Origin of the sequence: Saccharothrix ecbatanensis (genome assembly GCF_014205015.1) — a bacterium.
Taxonomy (GTDB): Bacteria; Actinomycetota; Actinomycetes; order Mycobacteriales; family Pseudonocardiaceae; genus Actinosynnema; species Actinosynnema ecbatanense.
Map to the genome: position 1 here is coordinate 4,236,600 of NZ_JACHMO010000001.1, position 11,006 is coordinate 4,247,605.

10 protein-coding genes are annotated in these 11,006 nt (G+C 70.7%); 3 read left to right on the plus strand and 7 right to left on the minus strand.

The window, feature by feature from the left end:
- Positions 1-20: 20 nt before the first annotated feature.
- Genes F4560_RS17430 through F4560_RS17440 form a run of 3 tightly spaced genes read right to left on the minus strand, consistent with a single transcriptional unit; the run spans position 21 to position 3,882 of the window.
- Positions 21-941, minus strand: coding sequence for a beta-ketoacyl synthase N-terminal-like domain-containing protein (locus tag F4560_RS17430; protein ID WP_184921287.1), 921 nt, complete (start codon positions 939-941; stop codon positions 21-23).
- Positions 938-2,071, minus strand: a complete 1,134-nt coding sequence (locus tag F4560_RS17435) for a beta-ketoacyl synthase N-terminal-like domain-containing protein (RefSeq protein WP_184921289.1) — start codon at positions 2,069-2,071, stop codon at positions 938-940. Before F4560_RS17435 ends, F4560_RS17430 begins: the two co-directional genes overlap by 4 nt.
- On the minus strand, positions 2,068-3,882 hold the full coding sequence (locus F4560_RS17440) for an AMP-binding protein (RefSeq protein WP_184921291.1): 1,815 nt from the start codon (positions 3,880-3,882) through the stop codon (positions 2,068-2,070). Before F4560_RS17440 ends, F4560_RS17435 begins: the two co-directional genes overlap by 4 nt.
- A 266-nt stretch (positions 3,883-4,148) precedes the next feature.
- Between F4560_RS17440 and F4560_RS17445 the strand changes: the two genes are divergently transcribed.
- Entirely contained in the window at positions 4,149-5,834 is a 1,686-nt protein-coding gene (locus F4560_RS17445) for a class I adenylate-forming enzyme family protein (protein ID WP_184921293.1), read from the plus strand.
- Complete coding sequence (locus tag F4560_RS17450; protein ID WP_312869337.1) at positions 5,831-6,274, plus strand: hotdog fold thioesterase; 444 nt, start codon at positions 5,831-5,833, stop codon at positions 6,272-6,274. Before F4560_RS17445 ends, F4560_RS17450 begins: the two co-directional genes overlap by 4 nt.
- Before the next feature lie 30 nt (positions 6,275-6,304).
- Here the strand turns inward: F4560_RS17450 and F4560_RS17455 are convergent, their stop codons facing one another.
- Positions 6,305-6,760 carry an RrF2 family transcriptional regulator gene (locus F4560_RS17455; protein WP_184921295.1) on the minus strand — a complete coding sequence of 152 codons (456 nt, stop codon included), beginning with the start codon at positions 6,758-6,760 and terminating at the stop codon, positions 6,305-6,307.
- Between the two features lie 104 nt (positions 6,761-6,864).
- On the opposite strand from F4560_RS17455, the gene F4560_RS17460 reads away from it, so the two are divergent.
- Positions 6,865-8,316, plus strand: a complete 1,452-nt coding sequence (locus tag F4560_RS17460; RefSeq protein ID WP_221483544.1) for an MFS transporter — start codon at positions 6,865-6,867, stop codon at positions 8,314-8,316.
- Between the two features lie 45 nt (positions 8,317-8,361).
- Here the strand turns inward: F4560_RS17460 and F4560_RS17465 are convergent, their stop codons facing one another.
- From F4560_RS17465 to F4560_RS17475, 3 genes are all read right to left on the minus strand, one after another.
- The gene (locus F4560_RS17465) at positions 8,362-8,994 is read right to left on the minus strand and encodes a helix-turn-helix transcriptional regulator (protein ID WP_184921297.1); all 633 of its coding nucleotides are present in this window, start codon (positions 8,992-8,994) and stop codon (positions 8,362-8,364) included.
- Positions 8,995-9,360: 366 nt separating this feature from the next.
- Positions 9,361-10,200 (minus strand): peptidoglycan DD-metalloendopeptidase family protein, encoded by an 840-nt coding sequence (locus tag F4560_RS17470; RefSeq protein WP_184921299.1) that lies wholly within the window; start codon positions 10,198-10,200, stop codon positions 9,361-9,363.
- A 123-nt stretch (positions 10,201-10,323) separates the two neighbouring features.
- Complete coding sequence (locus F4560_RS17475) at positions 10,324-10,977, minus strand: hypothetical protein (protein ID WP_184921301.1); 654 nt, start codon at positions 10,975-10,977, stop codon at positions 10,324-10,326.
- Between the last annotated feature and the right edge of the window lie 29 nt (positions 10,978-11,006).

Below are 11,006 nucleotides of genomic sequence, written 5' to 3' on the forward strand. Positions count from 1 at the left end.
CGGGTGTCGCGGATTCCGGGTCAGCGGACGGGGGCGGCGAGCAGCAGCGCGGCGGTCTCGTCCGTGCCGGTGATGGTGGCGAGGACGGGCCGGGCGGGGTCTTGGTCGAAGTGGGCCGCGGCGGCGGCGCATTGCAGGACGCCGAGCGCGCCGGAACACTTGCCCAGTCGTGCTTCGAGGTCGAACCGGTCCACATCGGACAGTTCGGCCACGGTGGCGACGTCGTTGGTGAGCCACAGGCCGGGTTCGTCTCCACCCAGCGCCTGGGCGATCACCTTGGCGCGGTCCACGCCGTAGCCGTAGCCCTTCACGATGGCGCGGGCACGTGCTCCGCGTTCCACCGAGGCGTCCTCCAGCACCAGCGCGACCGCGCCGTCCACGACTCCAGCGCCGACGAACTTGGCCACCACGCCGTCCGCGGGCTCCACACCGACCACCACGGCCACTCGGGCACGGCCGGCGGCGATCAAGGTGTGCGCCCAGTGCACCGCGTCCAGTCCGCCGGTCTCGCCGTTGCACAGGGTCAGGTTCGGCCCGCGCAGGCCGTACCGGATCGCCACCGCGCCGGCGATGACGTTGCTGGAGGTCTGCGGCAGCACCAGCGGGTTGAGCGCCTCGACGGTCTCCTCGGCGATCAGGTCCGTCATCCGGCACACGCTGTCGAGGTTGCCCAGGTTGGAGCTGACGACCACCGCGATGGCGTCGGGCGGCACGGTGAACGCGTCGTCCGAGTCCAGCAGGCCGGCGTCACGCAACGCCGGTTCGACCGCACGCAGGGCGAGCCGGGTGGCCCGGTCCTTGTGCCGCAGGTCCCGGCCGACCAGGGCGGTGGTCGGGTCGAACCCGCCCTCACGCCGGACGCCCAGCAGTTCGTCGGCCGCGGTCAGGCCGGGCACGGCGAGGCCGGTGCCGGTGATCGCCACCTCGATGCGGGTCTTCATCGTGCCGCCTCCAGGATCGCCACCGCGTTGATGCCGCCGAAGCCGAACGCGTCGACCTGGGCGGTGCCCACCCGTGCGTCCAGCGCGGCGTCTCGGACCAGCCGCAGACCAGCGGCCTCGTCGATGGGGTCGTGCAGCCCGAGCACGGGCGGGACCCGGCCTTCGCGCATGGCCAGGGCCGCGACCACGAGGCTGAGGAGGCCGGAGCCGCCGAGCGTGTGGCCGGTCATGGACTTGACGGCCGTCATCAGCGGCCCTTCACCTGCGTCGGCGAACACGTCGGCGAGCACGCCCGCCTCGGTCTCGTCGTTGCGCGGGGTTCCGCTGCCGTGCAGCATCACCAGGTCGATGTCCCCCGGCTCCACGCCGGCCCGCCGGTGGGCGTCACGCATCACCGTGGTCACGGCGGACGCGTCGGGTGCGGTGGCGTGGAACCCGTCGCAGTTGACGGCCACCGAACGGACCTTGGCCCGCACGCGGGTGGGGTCGGCGCCCGCGCGGCGCACCACGACCGCGACGGCGCCCTCCCCCATCACCATGCCCGCGTGCGACTTGTCGAAGGGCCGCAACGATTCCGGCGTTTCGTTCTGGACCCGGTCCAGGGTGCCGAACGCGCTTTCGGTGATGGAGTCGGTGCCCGCGACCACGACCGTGTCGGCCAGACCCAGTTCGATCATGTCGGTGGCCATCGCCAGCGCGTACAGGGCGGCGGCGCAGGCGTTGGCGAAGGTGTAGGTGCGGGAGAAGCCGAACTCGGCCCGCAGCGCACGTCCGAAGTCCAGGTCGACGGGGTCGAACTCGGCGCCCTCCCGCCACCACAGCTCGGCGCTGCGCTGTTCCCGCAACGTGGTGCCGACCAGCACGGGCACGTCGCCCAGGTCGTCCAGCCCGGCGTCGGCGACCGCCTGGGCGACGGCCGTGTGCAGCCAGGAAGAGGCGCGCAGCACGGTGTCCTTGCCCGGTTCGGGCCGGTCGTCGATCTCGTAGGCGTGCCGCATCCGGTACTTGCTCGCGTCGAACGCCCGCAACGGCGCACGGGCGTCACGCGCGGCGCACAGGGCGGCGTAGATCTCGTCGGGGTCGGCGCCGACGTTGGCGACCGCGCCCCATCCGGTGATGTCCCAGCTCACGTCCGAGTCACCCGTTCCCTCAGCTTGTACTTGGCGACCTTGCCGGTCGTGGTGACCGGCAGGGTGTCGAGGAACTCCAGCCGGGCGGGCCGCTTGAACGCGGCCAGCTCGGTGCGCAGCCGGCTGCGGATCGCGCGGCGGACCTCGTCCTCGACGGACCCGGCCGCGGGCACCACGTAGGCCACCGCCTGTTCCAGGCCGTGTTCGTCCGCGCCGCCGACCACCGCGCACTCCCGCACGCCTTCGGTGCCGCGGATCACCGTCTCGATCTCCGCGGGCGCGACCTTGTAGCCGCCGAGGTTGAGGATGTCGTCGGCCCGGCACAGGTACTCGAAGACACCGTCGGCGTCGCGGCGCACCAGGTCTCCGGTGTAGGCGCCGCCATCGGCGAACGTCAGCGCCGTCGCGTCGGGCTGGCCGATGTAGCCCAGGGCGACCGTGGGGCCCGCGATGTGCAGGCGGCCCGGCTTCCCATCGCGCACCGGCTCGCCGTTCTCGTCGCGGACGGTCGCGGTGGTGCCGGGGACCGCGACCCCGACCACCCCATGCGGCGGGCGGTCCACCGGTGATAGGAGCACCACGTGCATGACCTCGGTGGCTCCCAGGCAGTTCATGAACTCCGCGCCGAACGCGGCGGCGATGCGCTCGCTCAGCTTCGGCGGGCAGTTCTCCCCTGCCGACACGCACAACCTCGGCGAGTCGAACGCGGCGGGCTCCTGCTCGGCCAGTTCGACCAGGTCGGCGTAGAGCCGAGGCACCGAGCACAGGACGGTGGGACGGTGCCGGCGCAGCGCCGCGGCCACCGCGTGCCGGTCGACCGCGCCCCGGATCAGCACGACCCCGGCTCCCGCCGACAGCGCGCACAGCACGGAACTGCCGAAGCCGTAACCGAAGGACAGCCGTGCGGTCGCGAGCACCAAGTCGTCCGGACCGATGCGGTCGACGCTGCCGAAGCCGTCGAGCATCGCCACGACACCGCCCGCGCTGTGGCGCACGCCCTTGGGCATTCCGGTGCTGCCGGACGTGTACTGGACCAGGGCTTCATCGCCTGCGGCCCGCGTGGACGGCTCCGGGGAAGCGGTGGGAGACGTGAGAAGTTCGGCGCGGACCTCGTCGCCGGTGCGGACCAGCTGCCAGTCGCGGGCGTCTCGCAGGGCGGAGTGCTTCGCGGCGGGCAGGTCGAGGTGCACCAGCCGCGCGTCGCTGTCCTCGGCCACGTAACGGAGTTCGGCCGCCGTCAGCACGGGGCTGACCAGCACCGGAACGCAACCCGCCCACCACAGCCCGAGCACGGCGACAACCGTGGCCACAGAGTCCTCGGCGACGACCAGTCCCCGGACGCCTGGCTTGACGCCTTGTGCGCGCAGGGCTGTGCCGTAAGCGCCGACGGCGGCGTGCAGCCGGGCGTAGTCGACATCGCCGACGTCGGGGTCGATGTACGCGCGGCGGCTCCCGGCCCCGGCCTTGACGTGGCGGCCGACGAGCAGGTCAACCAGGTCAACCTCCGGGGCCGACGTTCCAGTCCGGTCGGGGCGATCGGTGCGATCGGTGCGATCGGTGCGATCGGTGCGGTCGGCGAGGAGCGCGGCGACCTCGTCCACGGTGCGGACCGAGGTGGCCTCCGCGTCGCCGATCGACACCCCGAACTCGCGTTCGAAACGGGTGATCATGGCGACCTTCTCCAGCGAATTCGCGCCGAGTTCGTCGTAGAAGGAGGCGTCGAAACCGATCTGCTCGACCTCCATTTCCAAAATGGAGGCGACGATCTCACGAACACGGTCGCGGGTTACCGGATTACGGTCGGGCGACATTGCGATGAACTCCTCGTCGCGGCCGGCGAACACGGCTGGGAAGACGGCTGGGAAGACGGCTGGGAAGACGGCCGAGCATCTGCGCTGAGCAGGGGAAGCCGCTCGGGAACGAAGCTACACGCCAGGTCAGGGGCGGACACTACCTGGAGAGGTAGACATCGCCTACCGGAGCGAGTAGTTCCGAATTCGCCTATTTCCGGTACCTTCCGATGGCGGCTACGGCCGACCCGGCGGAATTCATCACCACATCCGAGGCAAGGTGGACAATGGGACCGAGTCACCGCACGATGATCGACCCGAAGCTGCGCACCGAGCTCGCGGAGCGCACTGATTTCGGGGGCGGGAACGCCTGGCGCGTGGCGCTGGAATCAAGCCCTTCGCCCGACGCGACGTTGGTCCGCACCGACCGGCCGTTGGTGGACCAGGACGGGCACGACCGCACGGAGTTCAGCATCCGCGCGCTGGTCGCCCTGGCCGACGCGTGGTCGGCGTGGTACCTGGCCCAGGGCGTCGGCCCGCGCGACCGGGTCGTGGTCTGGCTCGACGACTCCTTCGAGGACCAGGTGCACCTGACCGCGCTGGCCCAGATCGGCGCGATCGGCGTGCTGATCAACGGCCGGATGCCGGCGGACATGGCGCTGGGCCTGATCCGCCGCACCGCACCCGTAGGCATCTACACCGACGAACGGCACCGCCCGATGGTGGACGGCAGCCAACTGCCCGACGTGCGGTGGGTGCGCACCCGTGCCGAGATCGGCGCGCTGACCGCGACCCTGCCGGAGTCCGCCCGCTACGTCCACGGCGACAACGACCCGGTGGTCATCTGCCACACCTCCGGCACCACCGGCAACCCCAAGCCGGTGATCTGGGCGCACCGGCAGAGCGTGGCCGGCGTGCAGTACCGGCTGGCCAACTACCCCGAGCCCGACGACGCGGTGATGCTGTCGGCCGCGCCGCACTCGCACTCGGGCGCCATCGCGTTCACGCTCTACGTGCTGCTCGCCGGTGTGCCGTTGGTGGCGATCTCCGACATCACCGGCGAGGGCTTGGCGCGCGGCATCGCCGAGCACCGCCCGTCGGCCGTGCTGTCGTTCAACCAGACGTTGGTGGAGTTGCTGGACACCGACCCCGACCCGGCCGACCTCACGTCGGTGGCGGTGTGGGTGAGCATCGGCGACTCGGCGCACGACGCGCACAACCGGGCGTTGATCCGGTTCGGCAGCCACGTGGTCGACGGCGAGGTGGTGCCCGGTTCGATCGTGGACGACGGCCTGGGCTCCTCGGAACTCGGCTGGGCCGCGCTGCGGCACGTCGTCACCGCGGACACCCCGCCCGATCCCCGGCACCTCGGCACGGTCGTGCCGATCGCGCAGGTGGCGGTGCTGCGCCCGGACGGCACCGAGGCCGAAGCCGACGAGGTGGGCCTGCTCGGCGTGCGCAGCCCGTCGTTGGCGCACGGCTACTGGAACGACTCCGACACCACGTACCGCAGCCAGCTCGCGGGCTACTTCCTGTCCGGCGACCTCGTGTACCGGACGGCGGACGGCAACTACTACCAGGTGGACCGCGCGGTGGACGCGATCCGCACGGAGGACGGCGACGGCTACTCCATCCTGATGGAGGAGGTGCTGCTGCTGAACCTGCCGGAGATCGTCGACTGCGCGGTGGTCGCGGGGCGGCACGAGGGCGCGACGGTGCCGGTGGCCGTGGTGCGCCCGCGTGACGGCGACGGCCCGACCGACCTCCTGCCGCGGGTGAACAAGATCCTGCGGGAGGCGCGTCAGCCGGAGGTGGCGGTGCTGGAGATCGCGCAGTCCGAAGAGGACATCCCGCTGGGTGCGACCGGCAAGATCCTCAAGCGGCGGATGCGGGACAAGTACGCGGACCTGGCCGGTTACCTGCCGACGCGCACCGCCGCGACCACGGCGACGACGCTGGGCGGTTTGGCGTGATCACGACGACCGGGCCGAACTGCATGGACGTGGCGGAGGAGGTCAACCGCGCCGGCGTGACCACCCTCGCGGAACGGCTGGGCATCCGCTTCCTGACGGCGTCCGCGGAACTCGTGGTGGCGACCATGCCGGTGGCGGGCAACACGCAACTGCACGGGATGCTGCACGGCGGCGCGTCGGTGGCGCTGGCGGAGTCGCTGGGTTCGATCGGAGCCGCGCTGCACGCCGGGGAGGGCCGGATGGCGCTGGGCGTGGACGTCAACGCGACCCACCACCGCGCCGTCCGCGGCGGCATCGTCACCGGCACCGCCAAGCCGTTGCTGCTGGGCAGATCGATCGCCACCTACGAGGTGGTGATCCACGACGAGGACGGCGCCCGCGTGTGCACCGCCCGGATCACCTGCGCGATCCAGCAGAAGGGCCGCCGACCGCGGCGGTGATCCGGGCCGGACCGATCACAGCCGAACCGATCACGGCCGGGAGCGGGCCAGGGCGCCTTCGGGCAGTCGTTCGAGCAGGTCCGCGACCGTGACCCCGCGCAACGAGTCCCGCCACGCCTGGTGCGCGGCGGTCATCACGGAGTTGACGGTGCACGGTTCGGCGCACAGCTCCGGCGGAGCGGCCCCGCGCCCGCGCCTGCGGATCTCCTGGCAGGTGAACGGCGGCGCGGAGCCCTCCACCGCCTCCACCACGTCCAGCGCCGTGATGTCGGCGGGCGGGCGGGCCAGCCGGAAACCGCCGTTGGGCCCGGAGGTGGACTGGAGGATGCCCGACCGCACCATCGAGTGCAGGTGTTTGACCAGGTAGGCCTCGGGCAGGTCGTACTCGGCGGCCAGCTTCTGCCGCGACACCGGCGGACCGTCGGGCGTGACGGCGAGCAGCACGGCGCAGTGCAGGCCCCATTCGACACCACGGGAGAGCTTCACGGTGACAGCTTAACCGCCCTATCGTGGACATTGAATGTCTTCTATAGTCGCCCACGTCGAAGATCCACCGCCCGGGTCGGACCGGGCCCGTGCGAAGGAGCGTCATGACCAAAGCCGTCTCCCAGGGACCCGCGGAGGTGACCGAGTCCCGGGGCAGCTACGCGGTGATGCTCGTCGTGCTGCTGTCGGCCACGTTCATCGTGCAGTTCGACTTCTTCGTGGTGAACGTGGCCGCCCCGTCGCTCGGCACGGACCTCCAGGCGAGTGCCGCGGCCTTGGAACTCATCGTGGGCGGCTACGCGTTCGCCTACGCCAGCGGCATGATCACCGGCGGCCGGCTGGGCGACCTGCACGGTCACCGCAAGCTGTTCGTGATCGGCGTGATCGCCTTCACGGTCACCTCGCTGCTGTGCGGCATCACGGTCACCGCCGAGCAGCTGGTGCTGGCCCGGCTGGCGCAGGGCCTGGCCGGCGCGCTGATGGTGCCGCAGGTGCTCGCCGTGATCACGTCGGACTTCCCGGCCGAGGCCCGTGGCCGGGCGTTCGCGGGCTACGGCATCGCCTTGGGGCTGGGTTCCATCGCAGGGCAGGTGCTCGGCGGCGCGATGGTGCAGGCCGACGTGGCCGGGCTGGGCTGGCGGCTGATCTTCCTGATCAACGTGCCGATCGGCATCGTGACGGCGATCGTCGCGGCGCGCGTGCTGCCCGACAAGAGGGACAACCCGCAGACCGGGCTGGACCCGCTCGGCGCGCTCGGCCTGTCCGCCGCGCTGGCGTTGCTGCTGGTGCCGCTGGGCATGGGCCACAGCGCGGGCTGGCCCGCCTGGACGTGGATCTGCATGGCGCTGGCCGTCCCGGTGGCGGCGGCGACCCTGCGCTGGGAGCAGCTGCTCGGCCGGCGCGGCAAGAGCCCGATGCTGGACCTGGCGCTGTTCCGGGTGTCGTCGTTCCGCGCGGGTCTCATCGCCGGTGTCGCGTTCAACCTGTACTTCGGCAGCCTGATGTTCACCCTCACCTTGTTGTTGCAGTCGGGCCTGAACCTCAGCCCGTTCATGGCTGGTGTGGTGTTCTCGCCGATGGGCGTGTTCTTCTCGCTCAGCGCCATGTACGGCGGCAAGCTCACCGCCCGGTTCGGGATGAACTCGTTGGTGTGGGGCAGTCTGGTCACCGCGGTCGGCCTCGTGCTGCTCGCCGTGGGCCTGAACGTGTCCGGTGCGGACATCGGCCTGGGCTGGCTGCTGTTCTGCCTGGCGCTGGTCGGCCTGGGCAACGGTGCGGTGCTGCCGTCGCTGATGGGCGCCTCGCTGATCAAGGTGGAGCCGCAGGCCGCCGGCGTGGCCTCGGGCGTGCTCACGACGTCGCAGCAGTTCGCCATCTCCGGCGGTGTCGCGGTGATCGGCGCGCTCTACTTCAGCCTGATCGGCGACCGGACGGGCGGCGCGGCGCACGCCTCGGCGATGCAGTGGGCGCTGTGGATCAACCTCGTGCTGGTGTTCGCGGTGATCGGCATGGTGTTGGTGCTGAAGCGAATCGAGAAGGAGACGCGGGCTTCGTGACGGCGGACTCCGGTCCAGTGGCGCTCGCCGCTGGACCGGACCCGTTCACGCGCCGACGATCCCGGTCCGCACCGCGTACGCCGCGGCCTCGGCCCGGTTGCGGACCTGCAACTTGCGGTACGTGTTCTTCAGGTGCCACTTGATGTTGTCCGACGTGCAGCACAGGGTGCGCGCGATCTCGGAGTTGAGCGCGCCGTCGCACACCTGCTCCAGGATGTCCCGTTCGATGGCCGTCAGCATCGGGTTCGGGGTGGGCGACCTGGACAGGAAGCGCACCAGTCCGCTGCCCAGCCTCGGCGGCAGCCAACTGCCGTCGCGATGGGTTTCCACCACCGCCAGCGCCACCTCGTTCACGTCGTCGGCCGACGCGAAGCCGCGCACACCGACCCTGGCCGCGGCGTAGACCTGGTCGTCTCCCATTCGTCCGGCCGCCAGGACCACTTTGGCGTTCGCGCCCATCACCAATCGGAGCACCGGGTCGGTGACGTCCGATTCGGCCATCAGCACCACCACCACATCGCATTTCGCCCGGCGCAGGTCGGCCTGCCGGACGGAAGTGCCCGACGTGCCCGTCAAACGCAGCACGACCCGCAACCCGGACCGCCCGGCCAGGTCGTCCGCGAGTCCGTCACCCGATTCGGAATCCGTGCACACCACAGCTGTTCGAATGTCACGCATGTCCGCCAGCCCCCGAGCTGCCGCAGTTCACAAATCGTGAATGGATGTAACCTGATCATCACGACGAACGGCATCCGCCAAATGCCGCACGGTGGGAGCGCTCGACGACAGCACACGCCGAACAGTGATCGACCCGGTAGCCCATTCGATTTACGCCACGACCCGGGAACGCCATTCCGGCACCGATTTTCGACACACGGTAAGGGGAAAGAATGCGGGGAAACGCCTGAACGGAGCAGTCCGGACGAAACACGGACGCTTCAGCTTCCCGAATTGCGGGACAATACAATCCGGCATCCCGAACGCGGGGCCGGGTGATCGTAGCCACCCGGCCGCGCTCCACTACACCGTTTACCGCCCGGCGCTTTAGTCGTACCTGTCCTGGTTCAGGAACCGGGCGAAGCCGCGCCACGAGTTCGGTCCCATCACACCGTCGATCGGGCCGGTGTAACCCCACCTCGCGGCCAGCCGCTGCACCGCCGCCCACGTGTTCGCGCCGGGCACGCCGTCGATCGGACCGGTGTAGCCGTACGCGCGCATGGCCCGCTGCAACGCCGCGTACGTGTTCGCTCCCGGCACGCCGTCGATCGGACCGGTGTACCCCTGCTCGATCCGCAGCCAGTTCTGCGCGCGCTTCCACATGATCGGGCCGGGGACGCCGTCCTGCTCCGTGGTCGTCTTCGGCAGGCCCGTGCCACCGCCCAGGAACGTCAGCGGGTTGATCCGCGTGCCGCTCGGGTTGATCATGTGCCAGTGCAGGTGCGGGCCGGTGGACGACCCGGAGCCCGGTGCGCCGGCCGCGCCGCCGGACAGCCCGACGACACCGCCCATGCCCACCCGCGTGCCGTTGGCCAGCAGGAACTGCGACAGGTGCATGTACTGGGTGCGGTAGCCGTTGTCGTGCTGGATGGTGACGGTGTGGCCACCCGTCCCGTTGTACGGGATGTTGGTGACCACACCACCACCCGCCGCCGGCAGGCGCGTGCCGACGGACATCCCGTAGTCGATACCGCCGAGCGATCCGCTGTTGAGGTGGTCCTGCCAGGTCCCGGTGATCGGGTAGGCGCTGAACGGGTGGTAGAACCCGGCCGGAGCGGCGAGCGCGTGGCCCGCACCCACACCGACCGCGGTGACGACACCGGCCGCCACCGTTCCGTGCAACAACGCCCGTCTGCTGATCCCGTCGTTGGTCCTGTCGTTGGTCATCGACCGACTCCCACGTTCGAGGGCTGTGTGAGCCCGAACGTTAGGGACAGCGCGGACCGCCGACATGGTGCGTTCGACCGACGGCCGTTCGGGTGGCCCGGCAGGGACCGGGCCACCTACGGGCTACTTCTTCCAGGTGATCGGGGACTTGACGTAGTCGTCGCCCCGGTCGTACGTCGCGCCCGAGACGCCGGCGCCTTCACGCGCTCCCTGGAGGACGCACGTCTCGTACTTCGCGCCCGCCGTGGTGAAGTCGCGGGCGGCGTTCTCGGACTTGCACTGGGCCGTGTCGCCGGTGATGATCACGCCGGTCGACCTGCCGTCCAGGCCGATCGCCCGCATGCTCACCGAGGAGTAGGAGAGGTCCGTGCCGCTGACGTTCTCCACGGAAACCCTGATGTAGTAGGGCGTGATGCCCTTGGCCTTCTCGCCGAACGCGGCCAGGTCGGCGTTGGCGCCTTGGTCGATAGCGGTGACGACGAGCGCGATGGTGCCTTCCTTGTCGTTGCCGTACTTGAACGGCACGACCGCGCGCTCGCCGACCTTGAGGGTCGAGCCGGGCGGGGTGACGTCCCCGACGGGGGCCTTCGCGGTGGGCGACGCCGCGCTCGACTTGGAGCTCGACTTGGTGGTCGTCTCGGTCGACTCCTCGGTCGAGGTCGAGGTCGATGCGGTGGAGGCGGGCGAAGCGGTGCCGGAGGTGCTCGCACCACAGCCCGACAGCAGCAGGGCGGCCGCGCCCACGGCGGCGATCAGTGCGCCATTGACGTGAAGCATGACGGGGACTGTATCCGCTGTCCGGTCGG